This window comes from Ruminococcus sp. YRD2003, assembly GCA_900109435.1.
GTDB classification, from domain to species: domain Bacteria; phylum Bacillota; class Clostridia; order Oscillospirales; family Ruminococcaceae; genus Ruminococcus; species Ruminococcus flavefaciens_G.
Genome location: FNZT01000016.1, coordinates 1 through 14,358 on the forward strand (window position 1 = coordinate 1; position 14,358 = coordinate 14,358).

12 protein-coding genes and 1 pseudogene are annotated in these 14,358 nt (G+C 48.0%); 5 read left to right on the plus strand and 8 right to left on the minus strand.

Annotation, left to right across the window (positions count from 1 at the left end; all coding sequences use genetic code 11):
- Positions 1-204: 204 nt before the first annotated feature.
- On the minus strand, positions 205-495 hold the full coding sequence (gene cas2 / locus BMX22_RS13020; RefSeq protein ID WP_074742859.1) for a CRISPR-associated endonuclease Cas2: 291 nt from the start codon (positions 493-495) through the stop codon (positions 205-207).
- A gap of 4 nt (positions 496-499) precedes the next feature.
- Positions 500-2,335 (minus strand): CRISPR-associated helicase Cas3', encoded by a 1,836-nt coding sequence (cas3, locus tag BMX22_RS13025; RefSeq protein WP_318259749.1) that lies wholly within the window; start codon positions 2,333-2,335, stop codon positions 500-502.
- Between the two features lie 644 nt (positions 2,336-2,979).
- Between cas3 and BMX22_RS13030 the strand changes: the two genes are divergently transcribed.
- The 5 genes and pseudogenes from BMX22_RS13030 to BMX22_RS13055 all read left to right on the plus strand — a co-directional run bounded on the left by BMX22_RS13030 (position 2,980) and on the right by BMX22_RS13055 (position 5,875).
- Positions 2,980-3,609: an NAD(P)-dependent oxidoreductase gene (locus BMX22_RS13030; RefSeq protein ID WP_074742860.1), complete on the plus strand. Its 630-nt coding sequence runs from the start codon at positions 2,980-2,982 to the stop codon at positions 3,607-3,609.
- Positions 3,610-3,626: 17 nt separating this feature from the next.
- Positions 3,627-4,064 (plus strand): Rrf2 family transcriptional regulator, encoded by a 438-nt coding sequence (locus tag BMX22_RS13035; protein WP_074742861.1) that lies wholly within the window; start codon positions 3,627-3,629, stop codon positions 4,062-4,064.
- A 49-nt stretch (positions 4,065-4,113) separates the two neighbouring features.
- Entirely contained in the window at positions 4,114-4,731 is a 618-nt protein-coding gene (locus tag BMX22_RS13040) for a 4Fe-4S binding protein (RefSeq protein ID WP_074742862.1), read from the plus strand.
- Between the two features lie 108 nt (positions 4,732-4,839).
- Positions 4,840-5,211: pseudogene (locus tag BMX22_RS13050) on the plus strand (Sir2 silent information regulator family NAD-dependent deacetylase); the annotation flags it as partial.
- Positions 5,212-5,422: 211 nt separating this feature from the next.
- A complete protein-coding gene (locus tag BMX22_RS13055) occupies positions 5,423-5,875 on the plus strand; it encodes a GNAT family N-acetyltransferase (protein ID WP_074742864.1) in 453 nt (150 codons plus the stop codon).
- 243 nt (positions 5,876-6,118) lie between these two features.
- Here the strand turns inward: BMX22_RS13055 and BMX22_RS13060 are convergent, their stop codons facing one another.
- From BMX22_RS13060 to BMX22_RS13085, 6 genes are all read right to left on the minus strand, one after another.
- Positions 6,119-6,934, minus strand: coding sequence for a hypothetical protein (locus BMX22_RS13060; protein ID WP_074742865.1), 816 nt, complete (start codon positions 6,932-6,934; stop codon positions 6,119-6,121).
- Positions 6,935-7,210: 276 nt separating this feature from the next.
- On the minus strand, positions 7,211-8,785 hold the full coding sequence (locus BMX22_RS13065) for an alpha/beta hydrolase (protein WP_177173033.1): 1,575 nt from the start codon (positions 8,783-8,785) through the stop codon (positions 7,211-7,213).
- A gap of 140 nt (positions 8,786-8,925) precedes the next feature.
- Positions 8,926-10,212, minus strand: a complete 1,287-nt coding sequence (locus BMX22_RS13070; protein ID WP_074742867.1) for a hypothetical protein — start codon at positions 10,210-10,212, stop codon at positions 8,926-8,928.
- 529 nt (positions 10,213-10,741) lie between these two features.
- On the minus strand, positions 10,742-11,989 hold the full coding sequence (locus BMX22_RS13075) for a permease (RefSeq protein WP_074742868.1): 1,248 nt from the start codon (positions 11,987-11,989) through the stop codon (positions 10,742-10,744).
- 68 nt (positions 11,990-12,057) lie between these two features.
- Positions 12,058-13,662 (minus strand): FAD-dependent oxidoreductase, encoded by a 1,605-nt coding sequence (locus tag BMX22_RS13080; protein WP_074742869.1) that lies wholly within the window; start codon positions 13,660-13,662, stop codon positions 12,058-12,060.
- A gap of 12 nt (positions 13,663-13,674) precedes the next feature.
- Positions 13,675-14,358 carry a 2Fe-2S iron-sulfur cluster-binding protein gene (locus BMX22_RS13085; RefSeq protein WP_074742870.1) on the minus strand — a complete coding sequence of 228 codons (684 nt, stop codon included), beginning with the start codon at positions 14,356-14,358 and terminating at the stop codon, positions 13,675-13,677.

The window sequence follows — 14,358 nt, forward strand, 5'->3', positions numbered from 1 at the left end:
AATTTCAATCCACTCCCTCCGCGAGGAGGGAGACAGCAAAACTGTACAATGACAAACAGCAGGCTTGCCGCGATTCATACAGTTTTGACAAGGCAGTTTGATTTTAAGGCTCAAAAGCTGCCAAAAAAGCCTCTTGATCTTTGAATAAGGACGGGAATTCAGGTGCGAATGCAACGGTGATTTTTTGTTCACTTGCTGTTCGCACTAAAATATCAGTTCGCCTTCAACGTCGATTGCAGATTTCGTACCTATATGCTCAACATTCGACTTTGTTCGGTTCCCGAGATTATATATTCTCAGGCTGTCCTTGTGCTCATCTATCTCATCCTCCAGCTGCTTTCTGAGAAGTCTGAGCTGTGCGGCGTCCACAACGCACTCAAACACGGAATTCTGAACTCTCACTCCATAGTTCATACATTGCTTGGCAACTCGTCTGAGGCGCTTCCTGCCTTCCTTATCCTGAGTATTCACATCATATGTCACAAGTATCAGCATATCATCACTTCCACATAAACGGCGGATAGCAGTCGGGTGAAGAAATATCGTCATATTTGCCGCTTTCAGCCATTAGCTGAGTTATGTCCTGAGCGACTGATATCTCACGCAGACTGCCAAGCTTTTCTTCCTTCAGCTTGATAAGGTATACGGAACAGGTATCGGCATTTTCACCGTGTCTGTTGCAGCGTCCTGCTGCCTGCACAGCATTGTCCAGTCCTGCAAGAGAACGTACCACACATCTGAACGAAATATCAACGCCTGCTTCAATAAGCTGTGTAGTCACGCATATCACAGGCTTTCCCTCAGCGAGGAGAGAACGGATCAAGTCTATGCTCTCGCGCCTGTGCTGAGGACACATATTCGTGCTGAGATGTATGACTTCAGTTTTATCTTCGCACTTATCTTTTATGAGACTATACAGATTCAGGGCAGCAGCTTTTGTATTTACGATTACCAGAAGGTTTCCTGATGCCTCAAATCTTTGACAGCAAAAATCGGCGGCTTCCTCATAAGAATAACCGTAAGGGTCAATATGTGGAATTATATCAGTTCGCCTGAAAACCTTAAAATCCATGCTGTAGTCACCCGTCATACTGTCGTTTTCATCAATTATCATCGGGTGGCGAACATCGTCGGTTATCGGCTGAGTTGCCGTACAAAGAACTACAGCAGCTCCGCAGATATGTGACAGAAAATTCACGGCAAGGTCAAACATATTCAAACACCTCAGCGGAAGCGACTGAACCTCATCAATGATCATCACTGATTTGGCAAGTCGATGGAAACGCCGTACAGAAGATGTTTTGCCGAGAAACATCGAGTTCAGCAGTTGTACCATAGTCGCTGCGATAACAGGCTTGTCCCAGCGCTCTGTATGTAGCTCATAATCGAGAAGCTCCTCATTATCGTCTGATTTTTCGGCAAGAGCGTTTGAATGGTGCTCAATGAAATTATCATCACCGACAATACCACGTATCTCAGCGCTGTTTTGTTCGAGTATCGACATAAACGGAGCAGCATACATAATCCGTTTCATTCCGTGTTTAATGCAGTATTCAATGGCAAAGCGCAGTGAAGACAGTGTTTTACCGCCTCCTGTGGGAACAATTAGCCTGCATATCCGCACGTCGTTGACCGCAAAGTCTCTGCACCGCTCGGATATGCTCTGCCTTTGAACAGAAATGGGGTCAGTCCTGTCTGCAAATCCGCTCAGCTTTTGCTCCATATTGCAGCGAATCGTCTGCCAAAGTTCCCTATCCGCTGATTCTTCACGTATATCTGTATTGCTCATAAAAGAAGCGGTATCAGTTCTGTCAGCGTCTATCAGAGCTGATTCTATCATACGTTCAAGCATTCCCATATAGAAAGCGGCTTCTTCTTGTTTTTGAGCTATACCTTTTATCTTTAGCCTCAGAGCTTTATATTCACCGTCAGCATTAATCAGCAACTCATGTAGCTCGTCTTTTGATATGACCTGTTCAATATTGCTTTTTATCTCATCATAGTTTTTGTCATTTGTAATACGTTCCTTGAAGTAATCTCTACAGTTTTCGCCGATCCAGTCATGTAGACCGTGATGAGAGATTATTACCCTTGCTATAAGTCTGGCAGTTCCAATAAATTCTTTATCGGCAGTTTCTGTGATAAATCTTGCCCCCGCGTAACTATGGTCGATTTCACCGCGCGAAAAAGCGGAATCGCCCCTGATATATCTGTCAAAATCGGAGCACAGTTTGCCTGCATCATGCAACAGACCTGCAAGCTTTCCGAGGTTTTCAGCATTGAAATGTTTGCAGTACAGCGCACAAATTTCTGATGTATTTCTGCAATGTTCCATTACTGATTGTTCTCTTGTCTTATTTGAAGAAATGTGTGCAGCAAACAATGTATGTACACCTCTTTTTTATAATTCTATAGCAATATTATATAACAATGAGCCCATCTTGTCAATAAGTTTTATCAATAATTGTGCAATTAGGATGAAATAAAATCTAATGTGTAAGATGAAGTATAATAGGCTCTTATGGAAAGACCATTCTCGGCGATACAGTACCACCTATAAAGCAGAAATCATTCTATTTATCAGCATTTCCATCCAAAGCAGCATTTCTGTTTGGTTTTTGAAAAAAGATTTCGTGATTCTGCTTCAAGAGAGTTCTGCGCTCGAATAGCAGATGAAAAACATTGCTGAAGTAAGTAATAAATTTATCGCTTCCATTCCGACTATATGGAGTTCCGGTTCAAATCAAGTGTGAAGATCAGCATTGAAAAGTGAACAGATGACTTCTGCTTGAAACAATGCAAAGAGTTTTGTATATTAAGCGCATAACAACCTTTGGTTTTTATGCAATCCTCCAAAGTTGTAATAATATTGTTGACAACTTGCAGTTCTTGTGATATACTAATGTCAGAAAGTTGAAACAGTAATGTTTACAACTTTACAATTCACCAGAATCATGTTATAATCAGGAGGTACTTATTATGAAAATCGCAGTAGTTTGTGCAAACGGCAAGGCAGGTCAGCTTATCGTGAAAGAGGCAGTAAACAGAGGATTTGACGTTACAGCAGTTGTCAAGGGAGAGAACAAGTCCGCTGCTCAGAACGTGATCGTGAAAGACCTGTTCAACCTGACCGCAGCAGACCTTGCAGACTTTGACGCAGTTGTGGATGCATTCGGAGCATGGACCCCCGACACGCTTCCTCAGCACTCCACTTCACTTGCTCACCTGTGCGATGTTCTTTCAGGAACTGACACAAGACTTCTCGTTGTCGGCGGCGCAGGAAGCCTGTATGTGAACGCTGAGCATACCGCCTGCGTTTCTGACGGTGCTGATTTTCCCGAAGTTTTCAAGCCGCTGGCTTCTGCCATGGCAAAGGCGCTTGGTGAACTCCGTCAGAGAAATGACGTAAAGTGGACTTACATCAGCCCCGCAGGAGATTTTCAGGCTGACGGCGAGCGCAGCGGCAAGTACATTCTCGCAGGCGAGGAGCTGACGCTCAACTCTAAGGGCGAAAGCATTATCAGCTATGCAGATTATGCTATTGCTATGGTTGACGAGATCGAAAAAGGCGATCACATCGGTCAGCGTATCAGCGTGGTAAGAGAGTAAGAAAGAGATGAACATCTATGCAGATCACAAGTAAATTCACCGTGGCAGTGCATATTCTCACCTGCATCGACATTTTTGGCGGTCAGATGAGAGTGACCAGCGACTTCCTGTCGGGCAGTACGGGGGTAAATGCGGTGATAGTCCGCAATGTCCTCGGACAGCTTCGCAATGCAGGGATAGTTGAAACTCGTCAGGGCAGCGGCGGCGCACACCTTGCAAAAGCACTTGACGAAATAACGCTGTACGATATTTACAAGGCTGTTGACTGCGTAGATGACGAGGGACTGTTCCACTTCCATGAAAATCCCAATGCGGAATGTCCCGTGGGTCGCAATATCCACAAGGCTATGGACGGCAGGCTTGAAGCGGCGCAGTCGGCTTTGGAAAACGAGCTGAAAAGCACTACACTTGCGCAAGTTGTTGCTGATACACGCAAGATAATAGACGGAGAATAAAAAGAGAGTGTGCTGAAATGATCGGCACACTCTTTCCATAGGAGGACATATGACAGCACATGATTATCTGAATTTTATCGTTGAAGAGATACACTCCACCGTTGTGGCAACAGTGGACGGTGATGGTCTGCCCGTGACCTGTGTGATCGACATGATGTATGCAGACGAGAACGGACTGTACTTTCTCACCGCAAAGGGAAAGAATTTCTATCAGCGGTTAAAGGACAAGGGCTATCTTGCACTTTCGGGAAAAAAGGGAGAGGATACCATGAGCTGCACTGCTGTTTCTGTCCGTGGCAAGGTCAGGGAGATCGGTGCAGAAATGCTCCCTCTGCTGTTTGATAAGAATCCCTATATGTGTGAAATTTATCCCACCGAAGAAAGCCGCAAGGCACTCACCGTTTTTCAACTATATGAGTGCAGCGGAGAGTGGTTCGACCTGTCGAAAAAGCCTATCGAGCGTAACAGCTTCACATTCGGCGGTGCAGAAAGCAAGGAAAGCGGATATTTCGTGACCGATGATTGCATCGGGTGCGGTTCATGTCTGAGCGACTGTCCGCAGAGCTGTATCGAACTGAAAGAAAAAGCTGTTATCCGTCAGGAAAACTGTCTGCATTGCGGAAACTGTGCGGAGGTCTGTCCTGTGGGTGCAGTCATAAGGAGATGATCGTATGAAGAAACTTGATTATTTGCTAAACTATCTGCTGTCAGAAAGAAACGATGTTGACGGAATTGAGATACCAAACAATGATACGGATAAATTCCGCCTTTACCGATGTTTGAGCAGCAAAAAAATATGCGTGTTCCGTCAGAGCTTGTGCCGAAGTGTCCTGTCTGCGGAAAGCCTATGAGCATGAACCTCCGAGCAGATGACACCTTTGTTGAGGACGATGGCTGGCACAAAGCGGCGGAGCGTTATGATGAATTCCTGCGCCGCCATGAGGGACTGCATATCCTGTTCTTAGAGCTTGGCGTAGGCATGAACACGCCTGTCATCATAAAGTATCCGTTCTGGAAGATGACCTATGCAAACCCGAAGGCGGTCTATACCTGCGTGAATTACGGCGAAGCGTATGCACCGGACGAGATCAGAGGTCAGAGCATTTGCATCAATGGGGATATTCATGAGGTGCTGAATGCATTATGAGAATATGAAAATAGAGCGTGAGGTATCATCTCACGCTCTATTTTATTTGAGTGATGTCAGGTTTTTATAGTACCAGATTATTTGGTGCGCTAATGTGAGCCTCCCATATTAAGCTGCATTTATGCTTTTAATGAAATAGTAGATGAATTTCTTGAAAAGCCGAGTTTGCTATGGTATAATGTGTATAGTATTAAGGAGAGTGGAGGTTTTTATGAAAACAGAATACAGAAAACTGACAGAAAAAGAGCTTGACACTTTTATAAAAATGAGGATAAACCAGCTGCGGGAGGAAGGAGCAAAGGAGGATACCGACCTCTATCCTGCACTGAAAGACTATTACACACGGCACATGGCTGACGGCACTTTTGTAGCTTGGCTCGCACTTGACGGCGATAAGATCATCGGCACAAGCGGAATGTCATTCGTAGAAAAGCCGCCGTATTTCGGCTGTCCAAGCGGCAGGATAGGACTGCTGTCAAGTATGTTCACGGACAAGGAATATCGGCGCAAAGGCATTGCAAGCGAGCTTCTGAAGCGAGTGGTAGATGAAGCAAGGAACTACGGCTGCGGGACAGTTCAGATCACGGCATCGGATATGGGAGTGAAACTGTACACGGCATTCGGATTTACGCACAACAATAATTTCATGCAGTATAAACTGTAACGGAGGCATCATCACAAACGAGATATTTACAAGAGTAATCATCCGTATCTGACCGTCTTAGTCTCGGTAGGATCGGATATGAAGCACTTCTCATTGAGGAGAGTGATCTTTTCATTGCGGAGCAGTTCTCAAAAGCACACTTTCCCGTCGATCCGACGGTGCTCGGGAGCGATGTGCAGTTTCTGAACACATAAAGAGGTCTGACTCAAAAAAAGAGGAGCACTAAGCTCCTCTGATTATCGGTTATTTGTAGCGCTCAGTCCCGAAGAGGACCTTGTCGAAGAAGTCCTTTGTTTTCTCCTCGCCGAGATTCTTCTTGAACACATCTGTGGAAACTCCGCCTTTCTCGACGAGTTCATCACAGTAACCCTGAATAATATCGTGCTTTTTTGAAGCTGCCTCATCGGAGAGAGTGTCAAGTTCGGAAGCCGATGTCATATATGTGCTTATCGCGTCCGAGAACATCTCCTTTATCTTTTCATCGTCCTCTCCCCTGCCTGCCTTGTGGAGCGCCACCGTGAGGAGGTCATCATACCACGCAGGCTCGGTCGAGATGTTTTCGAGGTCTGAATATCTGTCCTCGAATCCGCGGATCTTGTCCATTACCTGAACGTACTGCGGAGCGGAGGAATCCTCTGTAAGGTCATAGAATTCCGCGTAAGCCTTGCGTTTGCCGTAGATGTACATAAAGTCCATTGAGAGCATCGGCATATCCTTCTCATACGGAGTGATGATATAGGATACCATCTGCATCATTCCCATATTCACCTTCATCACAGAGAGATTGCCGAGGTCCTTTATGTCGTACTGTGAAACGTCGAATTTCATAATACCGTACATTTTTATCTCGCTGTATTCGCCGGCATCGACAGGAGTGACCTCTGTGGCTCCCGAGAGAGTCTCCATACCCGCATCGAGAGTGCTGTTCATCACCTTCATATTTTTCGATGCATTCACCGCAGTAAAGACGGCGATCGCACCGACGAGAAGTACGATGATGAGCAATAGAGCGAGTATCACCCTGCGTATTCTGCCTTTTTTCTTAACTGTTTTTTCCATAGTAGTCCTCCTGTCAGAAATATCAAAACATCACAATTATAACATCTGACGCGGGATATGTCAATAGAGTATATCTATTAGCATAGACAGACGTTATATCGCCCTTTTAATATACAAAGCAGAGCTTGATATGAAAGCTGAGGCGCGGTCTATCTATCCTCATTGGGGCATTTTTCAAAGATCAATACGGCACTATGGACAGTTCACAAAAAGCGCGTCGAGAGCTGTTCAGCGTTCACTTCATAAAGCAGAGCAGATCAGAATACGTATCATAGCTCAACACGGATAAGTTTCTTTCAGAAATTCGATCAGCATCTCGGGGATATACTGATAGTGATGGGATTCATACAGCTTGTAGGTCAGTTCTGCGTTATGTGCCTCCAGACGCTCTTTCAGCTTTGCGACGCCTTCCAGAGTAGTATCATCCCCCTCACGGTAATTCTCGGCATAATCGGGATCCTCGAGCGAACCTGCACAGAGGAATACGGTCTTGTCCAGAGTATCGTTCCTGTCGAAATAACCGTAATCGTTCATATAAATGTCATTGCTGATGCCTTCATATTCATTATAATGCTTCAGTCCCCATAACGCAGGACTGCCGATGATGTAGTGACCGAAGGGCTGATTCTCGTATTTGTCCGAATTGAACAGTGCATGGTGGGTGAACACACCGCCGTCCGAATGACCGTACAGCGTTGAATTACCGCAGTCGATATTATAATTCTCGCACAGATACGGCATAAGGTTGTCAGTGATAAAATTCAGGAGCAGTTCACGGTTGATCACGAGATCCTCATAGCGCATTTCCTGGTCGGGGTCGGTGACATCGTAGCTGTAATAAAGGCTGACAAGTATCACAGGTGCAGCCTCGCCGTTCTCCATGCATTTTCTCAGCTCGGGACAATTACCGAAGCGCCAAATACCGTCTGTCAGGAAGAAAACGGGATAGGTCCTGTCCTTGTCGTAATCGGGCGGAAGCGTTACGTGTACAGTGAATTCCTTGCCCATTTCTTCGTCGTAAATGCTTATCTCGTCAACGGAATCCTTTATTGCTTCAACGGCATCACGGTCGAATTCCCAGTCGTCTCTGTGGTCATTGAAAGCGAACCAAAGATTCATATGATCATCTCTGTGATCAGCAGTTCCTTCGGGAAGTGTCTCATAATCGCCGCTTTTCAGTGCATCATAAGCTATCTGCAAATACATTATCTCTGTATCGACGAGTTCTTTTGAATAACCCCATTCAGTGTCTCTGTCACGGACATATTCAAGGTATTCCTCAAAAGACTTGAATGACTCTTTAACAAGTTCAGTCTCGCCGTTTTCATCAGGCTGAGAAGTAATGAACCAGTACGAACCGCCGTCATAAAAATCATCTTCAGCGGGTATAAAATACGGCAGGACAAACCCGTCTACAATAATAGTTGACGGCAAAAGGTCATCGTCGCCTTTTTCTGCTCTCTTTTGGAGCTTCCGCAGTTCATGGTCATATTCTTCATCGGTAAACATATCACGGTTTTCATCCAGATATTTACGTGTAGTCTCCGTGTCACCTTTTACAAACTCAATGCTCACATTGTGCTCAGCGTTCGGATCAGTATTGGGCTTTTCAAATTTGTCCAGCAGGGTGAGTTCACGCTTGCTGACCCATTCCAGCTCGTTTTCCGTCATTTTATTAGTGAGCTTTGCGGGCGATGATGTCTGCGTCTGTATCGGTATGGCAGAGCTGCTTTCGGTCGTTTCTGAACCGAGACTGTTTTCAGTCTGCGAAGAGCTTTCCTGCTTGCCTGCGCAGGCAGTCATGGATAAAGTCATTGCAAGGATCAAAAGAAGTGTGACTGTTTTTTTCATTATCATATTCCCTTCAGCACGATCATTGTGCGGTATTGTCTTGATGTGAACAGCAAACAGAGTCTGCTCATATCGTGTGATGTTGTTCACACGATACCGTCAGACTTTTTCCTCTTGTAATATCAATGATACCAAGCTACTCAAACAGAGATATCTGTCACGACCCATTCGTTTTCCTCAAGGGGATAGTCGCTGCCGCAGAACGGGCAGTCTTTGACCTTAGCCGCATCGAAGCTTGCGCCGCATGACGGGCAGGTCACAGCCATGACAGAAAAGCCGAGATCGGTTGGCTTTTTGATAACTTTCCGCAGGCTCAGGCGTATCTTGTCGGACTCGCGGAGGACTTTTCCGCTGCGGTAGTGGAGGCTGTCGGTATAAAACGTGAGCGAAACATCGCAAACACCGTCTCTGATGCTGTATTTGTCCACGCCTGAATTAAAGTAGGTAATATCCACGATCTCACGAAGTTTATCGGGGATCGGACTATCGCACTGGCAAATGGTCAATTCCTGCGGATTCGGGCTGAAGAGCATGAATTTCAGGAGAGACATGGACTTGTCACGGAAGTATTCTGTTGAAAAAGCGGGGTCAAGCGTACGCATCTTATTGCAGAATATCAGGGACTTTACAGTTTTACTGCCGCCGCGCGCATTCTTACCCATCAGTTTTACCGAAGCGAAACTGTTGACGATGAACCACGCACCGACGCCAAACATCACACCGAGTATCACGCTTGCAAATATAGCGGATGCGGCGTTCATCAAAAGCTCGGCACCCGCCAATGCTCCTGTGAAGGCTTTGAACAGCGTCGACACGACGATTATTATCGAAAAGAGACAGATACAGATCAGTACATATTTTACGATCTTCCTCGTATCGAAGAGCTTTTTGCCGTCTTCCTGGATGAAGAAATGCATAACCTTCGGATAGAGTTCATCCATGAGGAATTTCGTATTACAGAATTCGCATCCTGATTCGAGCTTACCAAGAGTAGACGATGCGCCGCAGTTCGGACAGCACATTGCAGTATCGGGAGAAGGAACGCCGCCCTTTTTTGGATTCTGCATTACAACGGTCAGACCGCCATCAGAGTCACTGCTGTATATCTCCTTTTGGGAATTGCGGATATTTGTGGTGAGATGCTTGCTTCCGCCGATGATGGAATTCACAAAGACGCTGTCGCCGTAGGAAAGCGCCCCGATCTCGTGACTGCTCTCTTTCGGTTTCCCGATCTGAATCTGCATATCCAGCCCAAGAGACCGCAGCTTCTGTTTTTGCAGTTCCAGCGTGAAGCGAGTATCCTGACTGGCAAGCTCAGGTATAGCGCCATTGCAGTACCAGTCGGAAAGCTGTTTTGCAAAACTGTGATAATACTGCTTATTATCTTTTTTATTTGAGTGATTGTTACTTGATCCGTATTCTTCCATAATGTCATTTTCTCCATTTCCTGCTCGGCATCGGGAGGCACGCTCCGCATCTGAATGGCAGGAAGTATTGCTTTAAAATTTAGTAATAAAGGCATCAGCCAATTCCGATCAGCACGAGCGGTGTTGCCTTTATACTAATAATATCAAAAGTCCGAACTCTTGTCAATATATATCGAAATACACAACCGCACTGATGCTTCTGTCGCCGCTGCTATAGCAAAGAGCAAAGAATAAGACAAAAAGGGAAAGGCAGCGTAACAGCGTTGTCAGGTAAGTGAACGCAGGCAAGGGACTTATGAAGAAGTAAGGGTAATTTGCAGTCCCTGAAGCATCATCGGTATGATGTCATAGCAATGAAAAAACAATTTTGCACAGTCCGTAAAGGCACAGACCTTGTGCAAAAAAAGCTCTCCAAGGGGAGCCCCCTTTGGCGGTTTCGCAGGATACCGAATATGTACCGTAAATTTACGGCTCGGTAGCCCACAAATTCCGCTAAGGGAAGCACTCCAAAGCGGAGAGCTTTTTTCATTTACTTGAACAGCATGATAATGAACTGCTCGACGAGCACGACGGATATCAGCGCAACGGGATAAGTCGCAGCATAAGCGGAAGCAACGTCCTCGGTGCCTGCGGTAGTAATGAGAGTACCGAGCGCGGGCGTAGAAGTCATACCGCCCGTTATAGAGCCGAGATTATTGAGCAGATTGAGCTTGAGCACATACTTCGCGAACAGGAAACCGATTATCATCGGTACTATCGTCATTATCATTCCATAGAGGAAGTATATCGGCTGGAAATATTCAGCGAACTTAGCTCCGCCCGAAACTCCTGCACCGATGAGGAAGAACATAAGTCCGAGCTCGCGGAAAACCTTGAGGGTCGAATCCTTAGGCATGATGCTGATGCTACCGATGCGTCCGAAGTGACCGAAGAGGAGTGCTACCAGCAGACAGCCGCCTGTTGTTGAGAGCGAGAAATTCTTGAACTTGACAGAGCCGATTATGATACCGAGAACAGCTGCAAGAGCGAAAGGCATGATACCGAAATCGTCCATGTGGATGAGCTTCTTGTCAGACTTCATCTGCTTGGATTTCTTCTCCTTGCCGACGAGGAGCTCACGCTCCTTAGCCATATCAGCACCAACCATTTTCGGGATGAGCTGAACAAAAAGTACGACTCCGAGAACGCCGAAAATATACGCTATTCCGTAGCCAACGCTTACAACAGGCTCGAGGTCAGCACCTGCCGCGTCCTTAGCAGCTGAGAATCCGGGAGTGCTTGTGAGCGCACCGGAGAGGAGTCCCGACATAAGCGCGGTGAATTCTCCCGTATCGAGGTCGGTGAAGTTTCTGCCTATCATGATGCATCCCGCACAGGCGAGTCCGCCGCTGAGAATGATGATTATAGCGAGGAGAACATAGGACTTGAAATTCTTCTTGAAGTTGGCGAAGAAATTCGGACCCGCGATGAATCCGACCGCAGAAACGAAGAGTATCAGACCGAGGTTATCGACTATCTTGAGTGCCGAATCGACGAAAGAGACATCAGCGATGACAGTGCCTGCTGCGTCCTTCTGGCTGACGACGAGCTGAGTAGTGAGCTGGTCGTGGAAGATCATACCGTACACGAGAGCGACGATGAAAACGCCGGCAGTGCCGAGAGAAATGCCCTTGATCGTGATACGTCCGAGGATGTATCCGAGCGCAGCGATGAGCAGCACGGAAAACATCAGGAAACCGACGCTCTTCACGGTCAGTAAACCGTCAAACAATTCCATAGATATTTACACTTTCTTTCATATTTATTCACAGCAACGGGACACGCATGGTGTCCCGTCCGTCATATTCACTTTGATTTTCTTGCGTAATGCGGGAGCAGCATCGGCGAAGCGGTACCGCTTGCAGCGCCTGCAGCCTCGAGCTCCTTGTTGAAGCGTTCGATGTGCTCGAGCGTGAGCTTCGCGGGAGTATCCGTGCCCTTAGCCTTAGCAGCCGCACACACGCCCGCATTTCGGCCGAACACGATAACATCGAGGAGCGAGTTGCCCATAAGGCGGTTCCTGCCGTGGATACCGCCCGCGACCTCCCCTGCCGCGAAGAGGTTCTCAACGTCCGTACCGCAGTCCTCGGATATGTTGAGACCGCCGTTCTGGTAGTGGAGAGTCGGGTAAACGAGGATAGGCTCCTTGCGAATATCTATGCCGTACTTGCCGAACATACGCATCATAGCGGGGATACGCTTCTCGATGGTACCCTCACCGTTCTTGTACTCTATCATCGGGGTATCGAGCCATACAGCCTTGCCGAGATTGGTCTCGACGCCCTTGCCGCGCTCGGTACACTCACGGATAATGGAAGCCGCAGTAACGTCACGTGTCTCGAGCGGGTGCATGAACACATCGCCGTCGATGTTGACGAGCTTAGCTCCGAGCGAGCGAACCTTCTCGGTAACGAGCGCGCCGAAGATCTGCTCGGGATAGCCCGTACCCGTCGGGTGATACTGGAGGGTATCGGCGTAGAGGAGGCTCGCACCGACCCTGTATCCGAGCACAAGGCCGTCAGCCGTAGCGCCGTAGTGGTTGGAAGTCGGGAATCCCTGATAGTGCAGACGTCCCGCACCGCCCGTTGCGATTATGACAGTCTTTGCGCGTGCCACGAGGAGCTCCTTAGTCTCCATATTCATGAGGACAGCACCTGCCGCTCTGCCGTTTTCGTCGAGGATTATCTCCACAGCCGCCGTGAAGTCGATGACGGGAATACCGCGGTTGAGGACCTCATCGCGGAGAGTACGCATTATCTCGGCGCCCGAGTAGTCCTTAGCCGCGTGCATACGCTTGCGTGACGTACCGCCGCCGTGTGTGGTTACCATAGTGCCGTCGGCTTCCTTGTCGAACTCCACACCGAGCTTATTGAGCCACTGGATAGCCTCGGGAGCCTTGGTAACGAGCTTTGCAACGAGCTCGGGCTTAGCGGCGAAATGGCCGCCTCCGAAAGCGTCGAGGAAATGGATAGCGGGTGAATCGTTGGGCTTATCGGCAGCCTGAATACCGCCCTCAGCCATCATGGTGTTGGCGTCGCCGATACGGAGCTTAGTGACTATCATAGCCTTCACGCCCGCCTCATCAGCCTCTATGGCAGCAGAAGCGCCTGCTCCGCCGCCGCCGATGATGAGCACATCGGTGTCATAGTCGGGAGAAGTGAGGTCAACGTCAGCCGCGCTGATACGGCTCTTTCCCTGCAAGAGCTCAGCGAGCTGAGTAGGCACCTTATCGCCCTTGTTGACGCCCGCAGAGAGCACAGTGAACTCCTCCTGCTTGTAGTCGGGGTGGAAATGAGCGAGCAGCTCGTCCTTTTCCTCGGCAGTCATACGTCTGGGCTCGAGCTCGGCGTTAGCGGCTCTCTTCTCCGCAACTATCTTCGCGAGCTCGTTGAGCTTATCTATCTTATACATTGTGCGCCCTCCTTACTTCTCGATATCGCGGTGGTTGTACATATCCTTGAGCTCGTCAACGTTTGTGACAGCCTTGGACATGAGCTCAGCCATCTTGTCGTTGAAGATACCCTCGTTGACCTCATTCACGCGGTCATTGAGGTGCTGACATTCGGGAGCGATGTACTTGCCGTTGAGACGTCTTGCGAGCATAGCTACCTGCGGGTGTGAGATACCTGCGGGACAGCGTGACGAGCACACACCGCACATAACGCAGTCGAAGCTCTCCTCGGCGCACTTCTCGTACTCGCCGCGCTGAGCGTAGGCGATGTACTGCATAACGTTGAGCTCCTGCGTGCAGGCCTTAGTGCAGGCATTGCAGCCGATACAGCTGTATATCTCGGGATAGAGCTGCATCATTATCTGCTGGTCGGGCTTTATCTCCTCGATGTTGTAGACTTTCTTTTCGAGCGGGAAGAAAGGCAGCGTAGCGACGTACATCCCCTCCTGCACCTCAGTCTGACAGGCGAGGCAGCCATGCAGCCCCGACTCGCCCTTAATCCTGTAAATGGTAGCGCAGGCGCCGCAGAATCCGTTGCGGCAGCCGCAGCCTCTCACGAGCTCATAGCCCGCATATTCCATAGCAGTCATTATAGTAAGACCTGCGGGCACCTCATACTTTTTGCCGAACAGGTAAACATTAAGCATATTTTCCAT

Bases quoted from the DNA above. Each gene is read 5' to 3' on its own strand.
- BMX22_RS13035 (WP_074742861.1), top strand. From the start codon at position 3,627: ATGCAGATCACAAGTAAATTCACCGTGGCAGTGCATATTCTCACCTGC.
- BMX22_RS13080 (WP_074742869.1), bottom strand. From the start codon at position 13,662: ATGTATAAGATAGATAAGCTCAACGAGCTCGCGAAGATAGTTGCGGAG.
- BMX22_RS13075 (WP_074742868.1), bottom strand. From the start codon at position 11,989: ATGGAATTGTTTGACGGTTTACTGACCGTGAAGAGCGTCGGTTTCCTG.
- cas2 (WP_074742859.1), bottom strand. From the start codon at position 495: ATGCTGATACTTGTGACATATGATGTGAATACTCAGGATAAGGAAGGC.
- BMX22_RS13085 (WP_074742870.1), bottom strand. From the start codon at position 14,358: ATGGAAAATATGCTTAATGTTTACCTGTTCGGCAAAAAGTATGAGGTG.
- cas3 (WP_318259749.1), bottom strand. From the start codon at position 2,335: ATGGAACATTGCAGAAATACATCAGAAATTTGTGCGCTGTACTGCAAA.
- BMX22_RS13065 (WP_177173033.1), bottom strand. From the start codon at position 8,785: ATGAAAAAAACAGTCACACTTCTTTTGATCCTTGCAATGACTTTATCC.
- BMX22_RS13055 (WP_074742864.1), top strand. From the start codon at position 5,423: ATGAAAACAGAATACAGAAAACTGACAGAAAAAGAGCTTGACACTTTT.
- BMX22_RS13060 (WP_074742865.1), bottom strand. From the start codon at position 6,934: ATGGAAAAAACAGTTAAGAAAAAAGGCAGAATACGCAGGGTGATACTC.
- BMX22_RS13030 (WP_074742860.1), top strand. From the start codon at position 2,980: ATGAAAATCGCAGTAGTTTGTGCAAACGGCAAGGCAGGTCAGCTTATC.
- BMX22_RS13040 (WP_074742862.1), top strand. From the start codon at position 4,114: ATGACAGCACATGATTATCTGAATTTTATCGTTGAAGAGATACACTCC.
- BMX22_RS13070 (WP_074742867.1), bottom strand. From the start codon at position 10,212: ATGGAAGAATACGGATCAAGTAACAATCACTCAAATAAAAAAGATAAT.